Below are 17,809 nucleotides of genomic sequence, written 5' to 3' on the forward strand. Positions count from 1 at the left end.
AGAGAAATTTGAATATTTCCGAACTTTTACAAAGAATCAATTTCTATTATTCGTCTTTTTAGAATCTTTAGAAAAACACCCGGCGTATACCGGGCGTTTCGTTTATAAATATAAATTTGAATATTTGCCGACGAGATACTCAATGAGATATTGGACATTCAGCTCTTCTCCCGTTGCATCTTTAATGATATCAAGCGGCAGTTTCCGTCTTCCGTGCTGATGAACCTTTTCGGTCAGCCATTGCTTAATCGGCTCAAAATCGCCCCGTTCTATTAATTGATCAAATTCAGGCAGATCGTCAAGCATGGTATTCTTCAGCTGAGCCGCATACATATATCCGAGCGCATAGGAAGGGAAATAACCGAAATCGCCGCCTGCCCAATGAACATCCTGCAAAATGCCTTTTGCGTCAGATGGCGGCGTAATGCCTAAATAATCATGATATTTTTGATTCCACAATGCAGGCAGTTCTTCCACCGACACTTCATTGCTGAAAATCGCTTTTTCAATTTCATAACGGATAATAATATGAAGCGGATACGTCAGCTCATCGGCTTCAATTCGGATAAAGGACGGTTTCGCCTCGTTGACGGCGCGTACGAAATCCTCCCTTTTTACATCTTGAAATTGATCAGGCGAAGCCTCAATCATTTTTTCATAATATGCGGTCCAGAAATGTTGATTTCTGGCGATAAAGTTTTCATAAAATAACGATTGGGATTCATGGATTCCCATGGATGCACCGTCAGATAAGTTCGTTCCGCTCAGCGCTTCGTCAATATTCTGCTCGTAGATCGCATGCCCGCATTCATGAATCGTTCCGAAAATCGCGGTACGGAAATCGTTTTCGTCATATCTGGTCGTGACCCGCACATCGCCGCGGTTGATTGTCGTCATAAACGGATGCACCGTCTCGTCCAGGCGGCCTCCGTCAAACTCATATCCGAGCTCTTTTAAGAAATACAATGATAGATCTTTTTGTTTTTCTTTCGGAAATGTTTTTGTTATAAAGGAGGTGTCCGGTTTATTGCCAGATGCCGTCACTTTTTTGACAAGCGGAATAATCGCTTCCTTCAATTCAGAAAACAGCTGATCCAGCACCTTTACCGTAACACCCGGTTCGAAAATATCGAGCAATGCGTTATACGGGTGGTCTTCATAACCCCAATAAGAAATAAACCGCTTATTAAAGTCAATCAGCTTCTCAAGGTAAGGAGCAAACATAGAAAAATCAGAAGCCGCCCTTGCCTCCTCCCAAGCCGTTTCAGCTTTCGATGTCAAAATGACGTATTCTCTATATTCATCTTCAGGAATTTTTTTATTATGATCATAATCTTTTTTTGCAAGTTCCGCCGCTTTCACTGTATCTTCAGGCAGCTCTTCGGCATGCGCGAGAAGGATGTCAATCAGCTCTTTCATCCGGTCGGATGTCTGGATTTGAAAAACGTCAGCCGACAGCTGACCGATGCTTTCCGCACGGTCATCAGAGCCTTTTTTCGGGGCTCCCGTTCTTGAGTCCCAATGCATAAGCGCAATGGCTTCTTCATAGTGGGATACTCTTTTTAGCAGATCAAAAAACTCTTTTTCATATGTATGTAAATCCATATCCGTTCCCTCCCTTTTCACTATCAATTACAGGCTAATGGAACGCCGTGATAAAGTCAACTTCCCGGAATAAAAAAAGCCGCAGGATGAAAATCCTGCAGCATGTGTTTTTATACGATTTTCGGTGTAACAGGCAAGACCTTTTTGACTTCGGCCAGAACCCGTTCGCTTTCTCCGCCCGCATAAATGGATATGGTTCCACTATCTTGATTAGAGCGGATAAGGCGGCCGATTCCCTGCCGGACTCTCAGCAGCATGTACGGCAGATCAACTTCCTCAAACGGGTCTTTTTTCGCTCCGTTCCGCTTTGCGGTAAATACAGGGTCATGCGGCGGATACGGCAACGCCCAAATGGTCACATTTCGGAGCGAGTCACCAGGAATGTCAAGACCCTCCCATAAGTGGACGGAACAAAGCACCGATTCTTCATCCCGCTGAAATTTTTCGACCAGGCTGCTGATCTCTTCGTCACCTTCGAAGTATATCGGATACGGCAGTTCCCATGCGGCAGCCTGTTCTTTAAATTCCTTCATATCTTCAAAAGAAGGGAAAAGAACGAGGGTGCGGCCTTCATTCTCCTTAATCGTTTCAATCGTTCTGGCTGTTTTCTGCTCAGACGTCATATCACCGTGAAGCGTAACAGACATTTGCTCCTCGTAGTCGTACGGAGATTCAACGGTAAATGATAAAGGATCGCGGATTCCAAGGCTATCTGCAATATAATCAAATGAACCGCCCTCAGAAAGAGTGGCTGATGAGAAAATATAAGGGATCTTTTTAGAAAAGACCTTTTCTCCCAGCACTTCGGCTACAGTTCTCGGCATCACGACAAATGTTGAGTCTGTATCCTGCTTTTCAAGCCAGCTGATGGCATCCTTTTGATACAGCGAAAGTGAATATGCCATTTGTTCGACGTATTCTTCTACGACTGACAGCTCGTACTTATCGATCGTATACATTTCGGATTCAAATACGAGCGCCTCGCCGATTTTATCAAGCAGACGGCACAGTTCGTCAGCGGCACGCTTAACGCGCTGGTCGTTTTGGATATCCAATCGGTGAGAACCGGCGATTTCCTTCGATTCCTCTGACAGCACATAGAAAAATTCATCGTTTGCGGCAAGGGAATCTTCAATCAGTTCGGCAAATTCCTCTCTGATGTCATTTTGAAGCAGGCGCTCTAAAAACAGCTCGAGCGTCGATTGCTTCACACGATAGGTTAACGCTTTTTGCGCGGCGAATTCCAGCAGATGCCCTTCGTCAAACACGACGGCGCTGTGATCCGGCAAAAGCGGCAGCTGCCCTTCCCTTTTGCGTGATTCTTCTGTCCATACATGTTCCATGTAGAAATCATGGGAACAAACAATCAGATCCGTTGATTTTCTGTAATGATCTCTTGAAAGTGTTAAACCGCATCTATGTCTCATATCACATGTTAAACAATCCTGGAAGGAATCATAGCTTACGTTTGACCACTCTTCATTCGTCAAATCCGCGTACTGCTTGCGGTCGCCGTACGGATAAAAGCGCTGCATTGCTTGTGATTCATGAACGAATGAAGGAAGCGACTCATAAAGATCCAGCCACTTTTCATCATCAGAACGCTGCATCGTTTTCTCAAGCTTTTTCAGACACAGGTACTGCTCATGGGATTTTGACAGCCGTGTATCAATCTGCAAATTCAAATGTTCTGTCAGCTTGGAAATGTCGCCTTCTTTTTTGACAAGCTGTTCAATTAACGTTTCATCGGCGCATGCAATAATGGCCGGTTTCCCCGTATATCTGGCATAGCTGATGGCAAACAGCAGATACACCAGCGTTTTCCCCGTACCGACTCCTGCCTCAGCGAACATGACCTTTTTCTCTTTAAATGCCCGTTCAAGCTGAAACGCCATAAATACCTGCTCATCCCGAAGGTCAAAGCCTTTTTCGGGAAGGATATCGTAAAACACGTCACCAATCCAATTGTTCAATTCTTCGTAAAAATTCTTTTCTTTTGTTAAAGCAAAAGGCAAACGTGATGTTGTCACCCAACTCCAACCCCTAACTATTCGGCATTCAGACCATCTATAATATCATTTAACCCTTTTCAATACAACAAAAAAACTTGGCCGCGCCAAGTTTTTGTAATTGTTATTTCCGATTAATGACATGTGAACATAAAAACGGATGGTCTGTTGAATGTGTATGTTTTACCGCATTTTCAAGTTCTTCCTGTGCGTGTGTCACAACGGAAGGATCTAACTCCGCTCCGGCTTCCTGCAGCTGGGACGCAGTTGCTTCCAACGCCTTTTGTATTTTACTGAAGTGCTCACTGTTCAGCATAAAATAAGATCACCTCTCAAATAGAAATAATCATCATTCTATGCCGATGCTTCACTTTCTATACATGCCTTCCTGAATGATCCGCACCTGACCTGCACAAACTACAACAGATATTCGATCGAATATCCATCTTCACAAATTTATTCTATCCGGGAGTGATGGTTACATGAGTTATAAAGATCGATTAGATCAGCATTCTGAATTGTTTCATCACAATTGGACGCGGCCGAAACGCTCTAAATCGCAAGTGAACGGCCACACCGAAATGTCCCAGACCAACATTATTTTACGGAGCAACGCAAAAGCGCACCGCTGGTAATGGCAGAATAAAACGTAAAGATGCCCGAGAAGACGCTGTAGTCAGGCGTCTTCTCTTTGTTGCGGCTTTTTCCGCTGCGGCCGCACTTTAGCCCAATACTGATAATAATCCGTTTTGATAAAACCGTTAAAGAGCTTGCGTTTTTTTGTCGCTTTTCTTCCGTAGGCTTCTTCAAATTGTTCATTTGACGTCAGCATATAGACAGACCATGTATCAAGAGATTCGAATGCCCGGCCCATTTCTTTATACATCCGCTCGACTTCCTTTTTTTCGCCGAGCCGTTCGCCGTACGGAGGGTTTCCGACGATTACGCCGAATTCGAGTTTCGTCGTGAAATCCTGCACCCGCATTTGCTTGCATTCAATCAGATCCCCGAGCCCCGCTTCTTCTGCGTTTTCTTTGGCGATGTTTACCATCCGGTGATCCACGTCACTTGCAAAAATCTGCAGCGGCTGATCATAGTTCGCCTTTTCTTCCACTTCAAGACGCGCCTTGTCCCACAGTTCTTTTCCGATCCATTCCCAGTCTTCTGAGACGAAATCACGATTAAATCCGGGAGCAATGTTTTGCCCGATTAAGGCGGCTTCAATCGCTATTGTGCCGGAACCGCAGAACGGATCAACGAACGGACGGTCAGGCGTCCAGTTGGTTAACAGAACTAACGCTGCAGCGAGCGTTTCTTTAATCGGAGCTCCGCCCTGATCAACCCTGTATCCCCGTTTGTGAAGGCCTGTTCCCGATGAATCCAGCGTGATGACGGCTTTATCTTTTAAAAGTGAAATCTCCACTTTGTATTCGGGACCCGTTTCTTCAATCCATTCATTTTGTTTTCCTGATTGCAGCTTCAGCTTTTCCGCTATCGCCTTTTTGACGATGCGCTGGCAGTCAGGCACACTGGCAAGAACTGATTTCACGGACTTTCCGATTACCGGGAACTTTGCGTTTTCCGGAATGTATGCGCGCCAGTCAATCGCTTTTGTTTTTTCAAACAGCTCATCAAACGTTTTTGCCTGAAACTCGGCGACCTGCACTTTAATGCGGTCAGCCGTCCGCAGCCATAAGTTAGCGCGGCAGATCGCGAGCGCGTCTCCTTCAAAAATGACTTTTCCGTTGTCTACTTTGCATTCATATCCTAAATCACGCACTTCTTTGGCGACAATCGCTTCAATTCCCATCGGCGCCGTCGCTATTAGTGTGTACTTCTTCATCGTATCACCCTGTCTCTTTTCAGCTTTCGTTTCATTCAAGATAAAAGCTCCCCTTTAAAGGAGAGCTCTAATTTGTCATATCAATAAATGTTTAACGTTCTGTAAGCCATGTTTTGTTCCGTCGTACTGCAATCGGCTCATCACCTCGTACTCGGGCGGCAATCATCTATCTACAGAAAGTATTCTGTCCTTCTATCCGTTCAGTTCCTTCAAGAAGGTTCCCCTACCAAAATTTGGGTTTCTCGCTCGAGGGGTTTACCGCGTTCCACTCTCATCATTTCTGATGAGACTTCGTCACTGTGGCACTTTCAAGGATACTCAGCCATATCCGGAGACGTAGGCTTTTTTCCTGCCGTCAGCCTATCAAGGCTGCCCTAGCTTATTTCTTCGCTAGGCACGAACACTACGGGCATCTCAGCACCGTGCGAGCATGGACTTTCCTCTACAGATTCAAAGATCTGCAGCGATTACCCGAACGTTAAGAACACTTGTTCATTATAAAGCAACTTGTCTCATTTGACAAGTGCATCTGTCTTATTCGTCATAAAGCTTGCTGCCGAATACATGTTTCTCAAGGTTGGACAGCCTTTTCAGAATATCAAAGTTGGTCGTATTGGACTGCACCGGCTGTTTTTTGCTTGCTTCTTCAAGCTGTTTTTTCAGCTGCAGATTTTCCTGCTGCAGTTCTTCAATTTCTTGATGGAAGGTTTCATAATCCTTAATAATCATATCTAAAAATTTGTCAACGTCTTCTTGTCTGTAACCTCTAACGCCTGTTTTAAATTCTTTTTCCAAAATGTCTTTCGCAGAAAGCTTTACTTTATCAGCAAGCATCTTTTTCACCTCGTATCGTGAATCATCATGTTATATTTTATTCAGAAACACGTCCCGTTGTCAAATGTTCTCTGGCATGTTATGTAAAGAAGTCTTCTTCTTCAACGGCAGCCCGGAGATCGTCCATCGTAATCGAATAAATCGGATAACCGTCTTTTTCGCGGCGTTTTTCCGCCTGCTGCAGCATATATTTCGGCGACCCTTCCATCTCCGGATCATATAAAAGCAAAAGCGCGTCTGACTTTTCAATAAAGAACGCGTTTTTCTGCCGGAATTGAAGCGGGCTTTCGTACGGCCGATGCGTCAGGCTCTCCTCATAATCTGCCTGTGCAAGCACCGATTCATACATTTCTTTATTCGGTTCTTTCCACTTTTCCTCCTGGCCGTAGAATGGCGTGATAACGGCAACCTTTAATTCCGGATACTCTTCTCTGAGATCGTACGCCGTTTCTGCCGCCCAAAGCTCCGTCCCCAGCTGTCCGGATATGAGAATCCATTCCAAGCCTTCGTCAAGAAAGCTTCTGAGTCTGGTTTCTATCGCCTTTTTTATATAAATAAGCGCCCGGTCATCTTGTTTAAAGATACCGAGTTCAAACGGCTTGTACCCCGTTACGGCTAATACTTTCAATTGATCACCTGCTTAAAAAATGGGGCTCCCCATCGGGCCCCATTTTGATTTACTGATATCCTTACCGACCTTGCTTAAGCGTTCAATACTAATAATCGCAGCAAGGGCTTCCGCACTGAAAATGCTGGTGTGTCGTCGGATCAACATTTGAAAAAGTGTGCGGATAGTAATGAACGTGCTCAAAGTTGTGGTGATTTACGTTAGTTGTATGTTGCGGATGAATATGCGGCACAACTGTGTTAGTAAAACAATGGTGTTCACAGCAATTAGTCGGATGGACAATCGGCGGCATTACGTTTGGTCTGCAGCAATGATGATGATGATGAAACATGCTAAATCCCCTCTCCATTAACTTTTATTACACTGTTAAGTTATGAAGAAAAGCGGGTGCATGTTCTAATTCAATCACCCAAATTAGAAATGCATCAGCAAGCTGTCTTTAAAATTCGTAAATACAAACGCAATCAAAAAAACCACGACAAAGAACAAGTAAAAAACACCTTTATACATACCAACTCTCCCCTATAAATAACTAACGCTATTTTACAGGATGCGGCACCATTCTACAACAAAATCGATGCGGATTCAGAAAAAAATATTTTTGGCGAAACAGCTCGGCTTTTGCGCTTTCCCGGGCAATATTTCAAGAGGAATATTTCCTCTTCAGCCGGGCAATTCTTACTTGGAGTTTCTCGGCTTCTTTTTCCGATATTTCAACGTCTTTAGCAGCTTTTTGCGCGGCCTGCAGAGCTTTTTTGAAATCTTTTGCGTGATGCTCAAAATAGATTGCCAGCTCTACCGCTGATTGATGTCTGCAGATGTGAAGAGCAGAGTCCGTCAGTTTCTCCCAAAGGGGCACTGCGTCTTGCCTTCGGTTTTGTTTTTTATAAAGCATCGCTAAGTCAAAAAGGGCCCGATCCGAATCTTCAAAGTCTTTGCCTTGCAGCGCTTCCAGCTGTGAAACAGCGCGATCGGTTTCTTTATGAGCAATAAACCACTTCGCCATGGCGTACGCTTCCTGACGTTCTGACGTCTGATCAGAGGAGGCAAAAATCTTTTTTGACATATGAATGTAAAGAGCGATAAGGGAGAGCACGTCTTGTTCATTATGGGAGAGCACTCCTTTCAGGAGAGCCGGGTCCTCAGCCTTTAAAAATTGGAAATACAGCATCGGAGCCAAATACCCGGGTGTATCTTCATCCCTTTTAAAGGCCAGCTCTTCATTTTCAACAGCCGAAAGCGATACACGCTCTAATTTATGTTTCCAAAGCCGTCTCGCCCCGTGCAGAAGATCAAAGTGGCCGAATTCAGGAAGTTTCGGAAGCCTGTCCCGAAGCAACGTGTGCCTTGTTTTTACCTGCGGCCAATCAAAGGCTTTGCCGTTATACGTAACAAGAGACGTAATGTCAACCTCACTCAAAAAGCTTTTGTAAAGAGCCGCCTCGTTTCCCGGCTTGGGAAGCAGATGCTGTTTTACTATGACACGGTCTTCATATACTCTTGCATGACCGAGCAAAAAGATCATATTGCCGGCCCCGCCGCCGAGTCCGGTCGTTTCCGTATCAAAGAAAAACAGCTGGTTTTTTTCGTATCCTTCGGCTGATAAAGTATGCGTCAAACCGCCTTTATTCCATAACGCCATGACGTCATCAAGTTCATTGAAGCTGTACCGTCCGTGGCGGTGCGAAAGCGGATAAACGGTTTCGCGGATAAGACAGTATTCATCCTCAAAGAAGAAAGGCTTCACTCCTAATGCCTCCCATTCTTCTCTAAACGGGACTTGAATATCCGGGACCGGGAGCGAAGAAGCTGCCGGCTTTTTCTCAGTTTCCGGGACATTCAGGTGGTTTTTCATCCGCTTTAATTTATTTTTCAAGGACATCTTTCGTCCCCCTTTTCTTTTACACGTAATTCAAGAGCCGGAGAATCGCTTTCTTTGCATCAATTCCCTCTATTTCAGAGCCGATGCAGGAAGGACATCCGTCTTGACATGGACATTGTCTGATCAGACGCTCAGCCCCTTCATTGATTTCATCAAATCGTTTATATACTTCATCAGCAAGCCCGATTCCGCCCGGATAATGATCATACAGAAAGATTGTCGGCAATCCCGTATGGGCGGCTTTGATCTGCGGCACGACATGCACGTCATTTCGGTCGCACATGACGTATACAGGCACGATATGCTGCAGGACGTGAGCAATGCCTAAAAGCAGCTGTTCAAGCGTTTTCTCGCCGATCTCCGAATCCGTCTCTTTTAATTCAAGCCACGCTGCACTGGTATGCAGCTCTTCTTCAGGAAGATGAATCGGTCCTGATCCTATATTTTCAAATGTCGTCATTTTAATTTTAATTAAGCTATGTACTTACCCACCAATTATATAAATACACCCTTTTGAATCAGGGTGTGGTGGATGTGTTTGCTAATACGGTCCTATATCTTAGATGTTCTTTTTCATTCCACACCGCCGGCACTCCCGAAGAAACTTTCCACTCTTCACAGAGCTTTTGAACAGCGTATAGTCGCAATTATCACATCGTCCTGCCCGCTTGTCCGGAAATTCCTTGTATTCATAAGTAATTGAGGTATCAATACCGTTAGTCTCGTATTTTTCATCCATTTTCATCTTCCTCCGTGTCCTACATCGTTGTCAGGACGATTATATCACGAAATAACAGCAAAAGATCCGGTGTTTAGGTGCGAAGGTTTCCTAAAGCTTACGACTAACTTACTTTTTCCGTTTTACAACTGCTTAATCCAGTATTTAAGCTGGTTACCTTCAGCTGCCCACTTAATCATACGCGCACGTTCGTCAGAAGTTAATGCCGTCCAGTGTCTCGCTTTTATTTTCATCGGCGCACCCTCTTTTTTAACTTCTCACCAATCATAATATTAAGTTGTTCAAGCTCCGCAGTAGCTTTGTCGATAAAATCGAAACCACCTTCATACCTTAACGGCCAAATAATTCCGTGGATGGCGGCGGCAGCACTCTGCAACTCAATAAGCCGCTCAACAGAACGTCTTGAAATAAGTTCTAACTCAATATCCGTTTTGATCTGGTTAATTCGCAAAAAGAGGTTTGTTTTAAAAGTCATGGAAAACCACTCCTTTAATTTGTTAATCTTAATATACACCATTTTTGTATTTAAGTAAATAAGTAAATACAAAAATACAAAATAAAAAAAGAACCCAACTTTTAGTCAGGTTCCTTAACTGTCTTTCAACAGCTCACGGTATTTCTCAGCCTTTGCATAATGCTCGGGGTAAGCTTCTTTATAAAGACGTAGCATTTCTTCGAACAACTCCCGCTGCCCTTCAAATTTCGTAGATGTTGCAACAAGCGCGTCAGCCTGAAGCTTGGTCTCGGCTTGAAGTCGAGTATTATAAGCGATCATCTTTTCAAATTGCTTAGGACGTCCTTTTGCCAATATGTAACCCCCCAGTTGTGTATAGTATGCTGATTATAATTTATCACATTTTTGTAAATAAGTAAATACTTAAATAAGAAAAATATATTTTTGATTTGTTTTAACAAGGGGGTTCTTAAAGTCGAAAAGTTGAAGTGTACAGGGAGAAACAAAAATAACCCCCCTAAAGAAATACACATATAATATATAAATAATAAACATATTATATTTTATTTATATTATTATATTCATACTTATTAATTATTTATTATTACGTAGTAATAGCCTACTTATGACGACAGCCGTGCTCCTGCTGAAGGCTTCGCCTGCTGTGCTGCCTTTTGCCTGGCGGCTACCTCGCTTAATAAAGCCTCAACATTTTTTGACTGGAACACGCGAAAGCCTACAGTCTTAATCGGATATTTGTGATCCGTAATGATCCATACATAAGGAAATGGTGCCTTTTCTTTATGGAAAGGGAGCAGTTGCCAAGCACCTGATTGATAATAATTTGAGTATCTAGTCATTTTTTCGTTCATTATTTTTTGGGTGTAGTGTGTACGCTGAACTTCTACAAACCAGACTGAACCACGCCACATAACACAGACGTCTGGTCGGACATGTTCTGTATAACCAGGCTCAACGTGGAAGAATTTTAAGTCTCCGCCTGCACGCTTTAACTGGAGATAAAAATCGGCTATAGCCAAGAAATGGTCAACTTTTTGCCCGCCGGTTTTAATCCTGGAGGGCTTCGGAAAGTAAACATAAGGTTTCCTGTTTTGGTCCGCTTCAATGTAGCCCCGGTCTCTCAGTCGTTTCAGCGCGAAATTGACATTAGTGACTGGACTTTTTGTGTGGCTATAAAACATTTCGGCCAGCTGATCGCGGTCCAGTGCTCTAAAGCTTTCTAATGCCTCTATTATGCTTTTGTCCCGTGCTTTCATTATTCAATCCACCTTCCAAAGATTTGGTCACTTTCTTCTTCAGCCATGGTTAACTCATCATCCGATACATGCTTAGCGGTTTCCGGTGCTACTTTGAACGGTTCCAACAGTTTCCGTGCCTCCTCCAGAGTTAAAAAAGGTGCCTGCACCTCTGTCATGTCTCCCTCAATATCCATATAGAACCTACCGGGAACCGGGAGTTTTTCGGCTCCTGGTGTGCTGAGCACTCTCGCCTCTATCGCATCCCGGACACGGAACCCCATTGCCACATTAAGGTTCGCTCTAACCGTTGTATCAATAACCTTGGCTACTGGCCGCTGCATTGACAAGATAACAAAAATGCCCAGTGCGCGACCTAATGACGTCAGATCTATAAGCTGATCCATTATTCTCTGATTCTTACTGAGCTTTATCACTTCATCAATACACAGCACAATATAGGGTTTTCTTTTATCGGACGGCAGCTTATCTATGTGTTCCACTGAAAAAGCATCCAACAGGTCACTTCTTTTATCCATTTCGGCGCTTATATGCTCAATCATCCGCCCTATGTCCTTTTCTTGAACAAGGTTGGCTTTAACGTGTTCCACATTACGGAATAAGTGAAATTCTGCTTTTTTACAGTCGCCGAGGTACAGTTCTAACTCCTCAGGTTTTTTACTTAGAATCATCGTTGTTAAAAGCTGACGCAGTTGAGTTGATTTCCCCCAGCCCGTGCGACCGCCTATGAGGATATGGGGGTTAACAGTCATGTCGTATGCGATAATTTTGCCGTGCCTGTCGGCCCCACATAAAGCAGGTAATTTTAATGTTTTGACTGCTGGGAGCATAATCGATGGATCGTACGCAACGATTTCCTTCATTTCTTTGGAGTACACGTACAATACAAACCTTTTCATGTCCCCTTTTAATTCAAGATTACGGCCGAATACCTGTTGGAACACAAACTCCTTCTTTATTACATCTTTAGGATCCATTCCGTTCAGCAAAGTAAATACGTAACGAATATGACTACCGGTAAGTTGAACATCGTGAATTTTAGGGTAGCGGCGTGCTTCATTACCGTTCGACAATTTTCTGCTAATAAAGAGGCCGGCAGCTCCGAAAGCATATTTCAACCTTTGTTTTGCCCGGTATCTTTGGACGAGTCCAGGCATGACTTACAACCCCATCACAAAACGCAGTAAAAGGAAAAAGTACGAGGCCGGTAAGCCTATTTTTAACAGACCATTTACAAAAGTAGCAACGTACTCAAAGGGCCCGCCCCACATTTTTGATTCCATCCATGCAGCCCCGATACATACAAGCCCTACTCCGCCTACTAGCGCGTAAGCTCCGAGCATGACCGGCTCCATAGAGAAAACTCCTGACCAACTAAAGTTAACTCCCAACATATCGACCACTTCCTTACTAAAGTATTTACTTACGTTACAACTAGAGAACCGCCTACTAAAGTAAACCAACCAAGAACAACGCCACACCTAACAACTAAAAAATTGTTAGGAGAGGAAAGAGTGAAGAATGAACGAATGACGAAACGAGGAACTGTAACCTGCATTAGAGTATAAGCGCGGACTTAAACAAAAATGCAAGTCCACTTAAATAAAAAGGAAAAATAATAACTGTTGTTGAAACTGTAGTAGAGGTGAGAGCATGAAAATGAAAACTAATCTGAGGAAGATATTAGAGGAGGATGGTCGTTCTCAAAAATTCCTTGCTTCCAAAGTAGGCATAAGTGAGACATCGTTTTCTGCATTAAAAAACGGGAAGAGCCTCCCTACCCTCCCCGTAGCATACAAGCTTGCCAAGCTCTTAAACAGATCAATTGAAGATATCTGGTTTTTCGACAACGATTATGATACAAAATAAAAAAACCTGCTCTTCAGCAGGTTTCGTTATGCGGTAGCTCCTCTAGATGCAACCACAATGTCAGAATCAGCGTTTACACTATGTGTAGCTCCGCGTGACGCAATTTTGTTTTCTTGCTGCTTAGGAACAAACACGTAACCCGCTGATAAGATCAGTACTGCTGCCAAGACACTTACAACCGCTTTTTTCATAACGCCGTCTCTCCCCTGTTTTCACTTCAGAATGTTCCTTGTTGCGTTGATTGATTTCTCGTAGTACCTAACACTCTTTTCGAAATCTTTTTTGTGTTTGTAGAAGTGGGCGATATCAAGCGCCAAGGCTTCTACGTCTACAAAAGATTTCTTCTTTTCTAACAATTGGATACATTCTGTTACCTTCTTATTATCCTCTAAAACGTACAATGAATGCAACGTTTTAAATTTTAAAAAGAATATTTTTTTATCAGCTTCTGTTGACTTCAGAAAACCCTCCTGAAGCCGTTCTAACGCTTCCTTTACTTGTCCAAGTTTAAAGTAACTTCTTGCTGCTTCATAAACACAATGTAGATAAGCGAATGGCGCGTTCTCTTTTAACTCGTCAATGGCGAGAGCTTGTTCTATGTAAAGAACAGCATCATTCAGTTTATTTTCCTTAATTTTCATGTAACCTAAGTTAAATACGGATAATCCGAAAATGTAACGATCTTCAAGAGCCTGAGACATTTGAGCGCACTCAGTTAAAAGAGCTTCGGCTTTAGCGAATTCCATCTCATCAATATAGTTAAGGGCAAGCGCAATACTGCAAGTCAAACGGCGGCGGCTATAATCTCGATGCTTACAAAAAATTCGAAGTGCTTGGTTGAGGTGGTTCTCTGACAATATTGTGGATTTCATGTGGTAATAAGTTGTCCCTATTCGATAATGAAACTCGGCGATCTCCAGCTCATCGTCTATGCAATTCAGCTTCGATTCTGCTGCCTTGAAAAAATCAATGGCATTACTGTTATGGCTTCTGTGGGCTTCGTATATCCCCTTGAAAAAGTAGTAATAATACTCGAGAACACCGTCAATACTGCTATTTGCCTGATCCGGCTCTGGAAGATCAATGTTCCCATCCATTCTTTGGAGCAACATTCTGTGCTTTAATTGTATTAATTGACAATAAAGGATCACTGACTCGTTGTCTTCCATATCCGGGAGCATACGCTCAGAGTCTTCCTTTAATGTTAACGCAGCTTGTATTTCACCTTTCATAATTGCAGAATACCAGTTATTTAACACATTAACGACTTCTTCAGACGCTATTTTATGTTTCACGCAATTTCCCCCCTGCAGTAATTTCCCCAGTAGTTGACACGTTTTCTACATTTTTAGCTTTCATTTTACAGAAAATATGGAAATTAGACAATCCAAGAAATGCAATATTTCTTATTTTCTGATAAATGATGTCGAATTACCTACCGCCCCTCCGATTTTAACAGAACGAACGTTCTCAATCAATAAAGCGGAGTCAATAACTGGGGACCTTAAATTGAATTTATTGGATAACCTACGTTTATTCTAAACCATTTTTGTAATGAAGTAAATACTTAAATACAAAAATAACAATTTAGTCAAATAACGCCCTGAACTGTTCCATCATCTTACCTTTGCTTGTCCGCCTCTTAATTTCAACTGCAGCTTGACGGAAACCCGTATAGAGATACTTCTCGAAATTTTTAATCCCCCCACGTTTCGCTTTCATTATCGATGCATGCCAAACTTGAGTGAAACAGATTGCATGGTCCTCTAAGAGGATATTGCGGTCCACGCTTGCTTTTGCCCGTAGCAATACACCGTAATACTTGTATATCTCGTCTGCTTCAAAATAGCGGCTCATTGCAGTATAGATGACTTCAGGAATAGTGTTTTTTAATGCTTCAGCTGGGATGACTGCCGTATCAAGATTTTGATAATTGACTTGTTTAATAGGATTCGATGGTTCATTTTTCAATTTCGGATCTGGATCGCTTGCCCCGCTAGGCTCTGCGCTTTCCTGGCGGCTGGTCATTATCGACTGGTCATTATCGTTTTTAGAAGCTGTTCCGACTGGTAGGACAACAAGAATATTCGCACCATGGCCTCCATTCACTTTTCGAGTGGTTGCTACTTTCTTTATGATTTCCAGTTCGACTAGTTTGTTTAGCGCGCGACGGGCTGTTTTTACCGATTTCCCGATTAGCTCTGCTAATGTCTCAGCTTTCAAATGAGCGGCCCCGGAAAATTTAACAGCATATCGAGCAATTTTTTTAAGAGTTAGTCTTTCTGTTTCGTTTAAATCAAATGAATTGCGTTTAATGTGCTCATAAACCGCATTGTTTAATGCTTGTGTTGAATCAAAAGATTGATACTCTGCGAGATAATGCATGATTACGCCTCCCGTAATTTACGTTTAACGTAATTGTAATTACACTAAACGTAATTGTCAATTACGTATTGCGTAATTCACCAAAATAAATTACACTAAATGCAATCGACACTGTGGAGGTGCTGAAAAAGTGAGGTTTCGTTTAAAAGAAATACTTAAAGATCGAAACATCGAGCAGAAAGACCTTGCCGCAAAGACTGGACTCTCGGAAAGAACGATAAGCGTGCTCTGCAATAATAAAGTCAAGCGTTGCCCAATGGACGCACTCGAACGGATCGTCCTTGTACTCGACATTACTGACGCGAATGAACTAATTGACCTCCGGAGCTGATGTTGAGTTTCCTGCTAATAGTAAAATTTTAGCCCTTGATAACAGAACATACATTCGCATATAATCTGTCTCGAGGTGTTTACGATGATTAATGATAAAAGCATTTGGTCTTCAAAATTTATACTCCCCGAATTACGAGAGGGATTCCAACGACTGGAGGCTGAAAAACACAAGATTCAAAAACCCCTTCTTGATGCGCAATGTATTGAGGAGATGGAAATTACCGTGGCTCAGTCCATGGAGACGGGTGCGCCGCTTCTATTTGAGGTATATGACAATGGGTACATACACGAAATCACGGGCTCGGTGCATTATGTTGATCATGTTCGAAAAGAATTTCGTGTGAAGAACAGCAGAAGTGAGACAAATTTAGTGCAGTTTCAGTCAATTATAAGCGTAAAAAACACCCCTTCCGTTTAAGGAAAGGGTGTATTTCTAACTTAGGCTTTCTGAATTTTTTGTGGATTTGTCTATCCAAGTGACAGCTATATTCTGCCTGCAGCGTTTACAGGAGGCATTTACCTTCCCATTCGCCACTCCATTTCTTTCATAGCCACAGTTCGGACATGTAAATCGGGCCCCACCTTTCGCAGCAGCAAAAAAAGGTAAACTTATTATCAATAAGACTGCGCCAGCGAAAATTCCGATGATAGTCAGGCTCACAAGTAAGGCGCTGGCTAAAAGAAATAATCCAACCAATAAACACAGGATTCTCCCGATCCCGAAACGAGGTTTTGTAACAGTTATTGTTTTGTATTCCACTTATTGTACCTCCGAAATTTGTTATTAAAAGTATACTACTCTGTTTAACTTGTACGCAACGCGGCGCATAATAAACAAAATGAGGTGTTATAGCATTGAATACGTTCGAAGACATAGTTAGAGCTCATCCCGAAGTATTAGATAATTTTTTGTATGGAAATGGTTTTTCACAAGCTATTAACCGTGATTTTGGTTACACAGGGCTTTACGAAAAGATAAAGGATGAATTAACTCTTGCGGATAGAGAACTGTTTGAAACAGTATTAAACACTACAAATTTCGAAATGGTTCTTAATTCTCTCTTGAAAACAGAAGCGGTGAACAATGCATATCAAATATCGTCGGCTCACCTCCATGAGAGTTACCGTAATATTAAAAACCTTTTGATCAAAGCTGTAAAAAATATGCACCCACCACATGGGGACGTAAATCAAGAAAAAATAGCATGGATCTTCAGTATGTTTAATCATAATATCTTTACCACAAATTACGATTTACTGACATATTGGGGATGCGCTCCTATGTTTAAGAACAAATTAGTCAGTGATGGGTTTACTCGGAGATACGAGACATTAACATTTTCAGAAGACGCGTTTGTAACTAATAGATTACGTGTATTTTACCTGCATGGGGCCCTTCATTTTTACGAAGAAAGCGGCGATGTTGTTAAAACAGAGTCCTTCGGTAGTGACTTGTTAATGACAATTACAGGTCAATATGAAAAGAAGAAATTCCCTTTATATGTTTCAGAAGGTACTTCCCATAAAAAGTTAGCTCAAATAAAACAGAATCCGTACCTTTCACATTGTTATACTAGCCTAAAGCACATTAGCGGCGGCTTAACTATTTTTGGGCAAGACCTCAATAAAGAATTTGACGGACATCTTATTGAAGCCGTATCGGACTCAAACGCCGAATATATAGCTTACGGGGTTTACGAGACTGAACACAATACTGCAGCAGATATCAAATATAAAATTGATAAATTATTCAGAGACACAGGGAAAACATTACTTTTCTTCCGCTCTACAAGCTTTTTCGAGTTTGCAAGCGAAAAAGCAAATTCAAAGGTACCCCAGTTATTAAGGAAAAAAGGAGGTTTCCCTTTTTTCGTTTTGAGACTGTAGGCAACAATTTGGCATTTAACTGCAGGTGCCCAAATCATATGGTAAAATCTTGTTATAAATCCAT

General features: G+C 42.4%; 22 protein-coding genes, 1 other RNA gene and 2 pseudogenes. 5 read left to right on the top strand and 20 right to left on the bottom strand.

The window, feature by feature from the left end:
• Nucleotides 1–102: 102 nt before the first annotated feature.
• The 3 genes from QRX25_RS10200 to QRX25_RS10210 form a co-directional block, all read right to left on the bottom strand.
• The gene (locus tag QRX25_RS10200) at nucleotides 103–1,605 is read right to left on the bottom strand and encodes a carboxypeptidase M32 (protein WP_212098043.1); all 1,503 of its coding nucleotides are present in this window, start codon (nucleotides 1,603–1,605) and stop codon (nucleotides 103–105) included.
• 110 nt (nucleotides 1,606–1,715) lie between these two features.
• Nucleotides 1,716–3,635, bottom strand: a complete 1,920-nt coding sequence (locus QRX25_RS10205; protein WP_212098046.1) for an ATP-dependent DNA helicase — start codon at nucleotides 3,633–3,635, stop codon at nucleotides 1,716–1,718.
• A 103-nt stretch (nucleotides 3,636–3,738) separates the two neighbouring features.
• Nucleotides 3,739–3,930, bottom strand: a complete 192-nt coding sequence (locus tag QRX25_RS10210; protein ID WP_065981736.1) for a hypothetical protein — start codon at nucleotides 3,928–3,930, stop codon at nucleotides 3,739–3,741.
• Nucleotides 3,931–4,096: 166 nt separating this feature from the next.
• Here QRX25_RS10210 and QRX25_RS10215 point away from each other — a divergent pair, with 166 nt between their 5' ends.
• Nucleotides 4,097–4,249, top strand: coding sequence for a YpzG family protein (locus tag QRX25_RS10215; RefSeq protein ID WP_003153548.1), 153 nt, complete (start codon nucleotides 4,097–4,099; stop codon nucleotides 4,247–4,249).
• 41 nt (nucleotides 4,250–4,290) lie between these two features.
• Here the strand turns inward: QRX25_RS10215 and QRX25_RS10220 are convergent, their stop codons facing one another.
• The 14 genes and pseudogenes from QRX25_RS10220 to QRX25_RS10285 all read right to left on the bottom strand — a co-directional run bounded on the left by QRX25_RS10220 (nucleotide 4,291) and on the right by QRX25_RS10285 (nucleotide 12,626).
• Nucleotides 4,291–5,457, bottom strand: a complete 1,167-nt coding sequence (locus tag QRX25_RS10220) for a THUMP domain-containing class I SAM-dependent RNA methyltransferase (RefSeq protein ID WP_115997830.1) — start codon at nucleotides 5,455–5,457, stop codon at nucleotides 4,291–4,293.
• A 97-nt stretch (nucleotides 5,458–5,554) separates the two neighbouring features.
• Nucleotides 5,555–5,936: RNase P RNA component class B (rnpB, locus tag QRX25_RS10225), an RNA gene on the bottom strand.
• 55 nt (nucleotides 5,937–5,991) lie between these two features.
• Nucleotides 5,992–6,291, bottom strand: a complete 300-nt coding sequence (gpsB, locus tag QRX25_RS10230; protein WP_003153541.1) for a cell division regulator GpsB — start codon at nucleotides 6,289–6,291, stop codon at nucleotides 5,992–5,994.
• A 79-nt stretch (nucleotides 6,292–6,370) separates the two neighbouring features.
• Nucleotides 6,371–6,919 carry an SLOG family protein gene (locus QRX25_RS10235; protein WP_065981737.1) on the bottom strand — a complete coding sequence of 183 codons (549 nt, stop codon included), beginning with the start codon at nucleotides 6,917–6,919 and terminating at the stop codon, nucleotides 6,371–6,373.
• A gap of 88 nt (nucleotides 6,920–7,007) precedes the next feature.
• Nucleotides 7,008–7,250, bottom strand: coding sequence for a spore coat protein CotD (cotD, locus tag QRX25_RS10240; RefSeq protein ID WP_212098049.1), 243 nt, complete (start codon nucleotides 7,248–7,250; stop codon nucleotides 7,008–7,010).
• An 83-nt stretch (nucleotides 7,251–7,333) separates the two neighbouring features.
• Nucleotides 7,334–7,441, bottom strand: a pseudogene (locus tag QRX25_RS10245) (hypothetical protein); the annotation flags it as partial.
• A 121-nt stretch (nucleotides 7,442–7,562) separates the two neighbouring features.
• A complete protein-coding gene (locus QRX25_RS10250; RefSeq protein WP_115997557.1) occupies nucleotides 7,563–8,801 on the bottom strand; it encodes a ribonuclease H-like domain-containing protein in 1,239 nt (412 codons plus the stop codon).
• Between the two features lie 19 nt (nucleotides 8,802–8,820).
• Nucleotides 8,821–9,270: pseudogene (locus QRX25_RS10255) on the bottom strand (Zn-binding domain-containing protein); the annotation flags it as partial.
• A gap of 90 nt (nucleotides 9,271–9,360) precedes the next feature.
• Nucleotides 9,361–9,540, bottom strand: a complete 180-nt coding sequence (locus tag QRX25_RS10260) for a DUF8096 family protein (protein ID WP_212098053.1) — start codon at nucleotides 9,538–9,540, stop codon at nucleotides 9,361–9,363.
• A 229-nt stretch (nucleotides 9,541–9,769) separates the two neighbouring features.
• Nucleotides 9,770–10,015: a hypothetical protein gene (locus QRX25_RS10265; protein ID WP_212098056.1), complete on the bottom strand. Its 246-nt coding sequence runs from the start codon at nucleotides 10,013–10,015 to the stop codon at nucleotides 9,770–9,772.
• 114 nt (nucleotides 10,016–10,129) lie between these two features.
• Nucleotides 10,130–10,348, bottom strand: a complete 219-nt coding sequence (locus tag QRX25_RS10270; RefSeq protein WP_212098059.1) for a hypothetical protein — start codon at nucleotides 10,346–10,348, stop codon at nucleotides 10,130–10,132.
• Between the two features lie 269 nt (nucleotides 10,349–10,617).
• Complete coding sequence (locus tag QRX25_RS10275; RefSeq protein WP_212098062.1) at nucleotides 10,618–11,271, bottom strand: replication-relaxation family protein; 654 nt, start codon at nucleotides 11,269–11,271, stop codon at nucleotides 10,618–10,620.
• Nucleotides 11,271–12,428, bottom strand: coding sequence for an FtsK/SpoIIIE domain-containing protein (locus QRX25_RS10280; RefSeq protein WP_212098065.1), 1,158 nt, complete (start codon nucleotides 12,426–12,428; stop codon nucleotides 11,271–11,273). The genes QRX25_RS10275 and QRX25_RS10280 overlap by 1 nt, the downstream gene beginning before the upstream one ends.
• 3 nt (nucleotides 12,429–12,431) lie before the next feature.
• Nucleotides 12,432–12,626 (bottom strand): hypothetical protein, encoded by a 195-nt coding sequence (locus QRX25_RS10285; protein ID WP_212098069.1) that lies wholly within the window; start codon nucleotides 12,624–12,626, stop codon nucleotides 12,432–12,434.
• Between the two features lie 298 nt (nucleotides 12,627–12,924).
• On the opposite strand from QRX25_RS10285, the gene QRX25_RS10290 reads away from it, so the two are divergent.
• A complete protein-coding gene (locus QRX25_RS10290; protein WP_212098072.1) occupies nucleotides 12,925–13,140 on the top strand; it encodes a helix-turn-helix transcriptional regulator in 216 nt (71 codons plus the stop codon).
• A 26-nt stretch (nucleotides 13,141–13,166) separates the two neighbouring features.
• Here QRX25_RS10290 and QRX25_RS10295 read toward each other — a convergent pair whose 3' ends face one another.
• From QRX25_RS10295 to QRX25_RS10305, 3 genes are all read right to left on the bottom strand, one after another.
• Nucleotides 13,167–13,331 carry a hypothetical protein gene (locus QRX25_RS10295; protein ID WP_212098076.1) on the bottom strand — a complete coding sequence of 55 codons (165 nt, stop codon included), beginning with the start codon at nucleotides 13,329–13,331 and terminating at the stop codon, nucleotides 13,167–13,169.
• Between the two features lie 21 nt (nucleotides 13,332–13,352).
• Entirely contained in the window at nucleotides 13,353–14,435 is a 1,083-nt protein-coding gene (locus QRX25_RS10300) for a response regulator aspartate phosphatase (RefSeq protein WP_212098079.1), read from the bottom strand.
• A 292-nt stretch (nucleotides 14,436–14,727) separates the two neighbouring features.
• Nucleotides 14,728–15,525: a helix-turn-helix domain-containing protein gene (locus QRX25_RS10305; protein ID WP_212098081.1), complete on the bottom strand. Its 798-nt coding sequence runs from the start codon at nucleotides 15,523–15,525 to the stop codon at nucleotides 14,728–14,730.
• A 130-nt stretch (nucleotides 15,526–15,655) separates the two neighbouring features.
• On the opposite strand from QRX25_RS10305, the gene QRX25_RS10310 reads away from it, so the two are divergent.
• The 3 genes from QRX25_RS10310 (at nucleotide 15,656) to QRX25_RS10320 (ending at nucleotide 17,745) form a co-directional block, all read left to right on the top strand.
• Nucleotides 15,656–15,856: a helix-turn-helix domain-containing protein gene (locus QRX25_RS10310; protein WP_212098083.1), complete on the top strand. Its 201-nt coding sequence runs from the start codon at nucleotides 15,656–15,658 to the stop codon at nucleotides 15,854–15,856.
• Between the two features lie 84 nt (nucleotides 15,857–15,940).
• A complete protein-coding gene (locus tag QRX25_RS10315) occupies nucleotides 15,941–16,276 on the top strand; it encodes a YolD-like family protein (RefSeq protein ID WP_212098085.1) in 336 nt (111 codons plus the stop codon).
• Nucleotides 16,277–16,713: 437 nt separating this feature from the next.
• Nucleotides 16,714–17,745 (top strand): DUF4917 family protein, encoded by a 1,032-nt coding sequence (locus QRX25_RS10320; RefSeq protein WP_212098087.1) that lies wholly within the window; start codon nucleotides 16,714–16,716, stop codon nucleotides 17,743–17,745.
• Nucleotides 17,746–17,809 lie beyond the last annotated feature (64 nt).

This window comes from Bacillus sp. L381, assembly GCF_030284525.1.
Classification (GTDB): Bacteria; Bacillota; Bacilli; order Bacillales; family Bacillaceae; genus Bacillus; species Bacillus amyloliquefaciens.

What these genes read in the sequence shown, in the direction of transcription:
- QRX25_RS10280 (WP_212098065.1), bottom strand. Translation starts at nt 12,428, where the DNA reads ATGCCTGGACTCGTCCAAAGATACCGGGCAAAACAAAGGTTGAAATAT.
- QRX25_RS10305 (WP_212098081.1), bottom strand. Translation starts at nt 15,525, where the DNA reads ATGCATTATCTCGCAGAGTATCAATCTTTTGATTCAACACAAGCATTA.
- QRX25_RS10290 (WP_212098072.1), top strand. Translation starts at nt 12,925, where the DNA reads ATGAAAATGAAAACTAATCTGAGGAAGATATTAGAGGAGGATGGTCGT.
- QRX25_RS10210 (WP_065981736.1), bottom strand. Translation starts at nt 3,930, where the DNA reads ATGCTGAACAGTGAGCACTTCAGTAAAATACAAAAGGCGTTGGAAGCA.
- QRX25_RS10250 (WP_115997557.1), bottom strand. Translation starts at nt 8,801, where the DNA reads ATGTCCTTGAAAAATAAATTAAAGCGGATGAAAAACCACCTGAATGTC.
- QRX25_RS10220 (WP_115997830.1), bottom strand. Translation starts at nt 5,457, where the DNA reads ATGAAGAAGTACACACTAATAGCGACGGCGCCGATGGGAATTGAAGCG.
- QRX25_RS10275 (WP_212098062.1), bottom strand. Translation starts at nt 11,271, where the DNA reads ATGAAAGCACGGGACAAAAGCATAATAGAGGCATTAGAAAGCTTTAGA.
- QRX25_RS10285 (WP_212098069.1), bottom strand. Translation starts at nt 12,626, where the DNA reads ATGGAGCCGGTCATGCTCGGAGCTTACGCGCTAGTAGGCGGAGTAGGG.
- gpsB (WP_003153541.1), bottom strand. Translation starts at nt 6,291, where the DNA reads ATGCTTGCTGATAAAGTAAAGCTTTCTGCGAAAGACATTTTGGAAAAA.
- QRX25_RS10265 (WP_212098056.1), bottom strand. Translation starts at nt 10,015, where the DNA reads ATGACTTTTAAAACAAACCTCTTTTTGCGAATTAACCAGATCAAAACG.
- QRX25_RS10295 (WP_212098076.1), bottom strand. Translation starts at nt 13,331, where the DNA reads ATGAAAAAAGCGGTTGTAAGTGTCTTGGCAGCAGTACTGATCTTATCA.
- cotD (WP_212098049.1), bottom strand. Translation starts at nt 7,250, where the DNA reads ATGTTTCATCATCATCATCATTGCTGCAGACCAAACGTAATGCCGCCG.
- QRX25_RS10200 (WP_212098043.1), bottom strand. Translation starts at nt 1,605, where the DNA reads ATGGATTTACATACATATGAAAAAGAGTTTTTTGATCTGCTAAAAAGA.
- QRX25_RS10215 (WP_003153548.1), top strand. Translation starts at nt 4,097, where the DNA reads ATGAGTTATAAAGATCGATTAGATCAGCATTCTGAATTGTTTCATCAC.
- QRX25_RS10315 (WP_212098085.1), top strand. Translation starts at nt 15,941, where the DNA reads ATGATTAATGATAAAAGCATTTGGTCTTCAAAATTTATACTCCCCGAA.
- QRX25_RS10260 (WP_212098053.1), bottom strand. Translation starts at nt 9,540, where the DNA reads ATGGATGAAAAATACGAGACTAACGGTATTGATACCTCAATTACTTAT.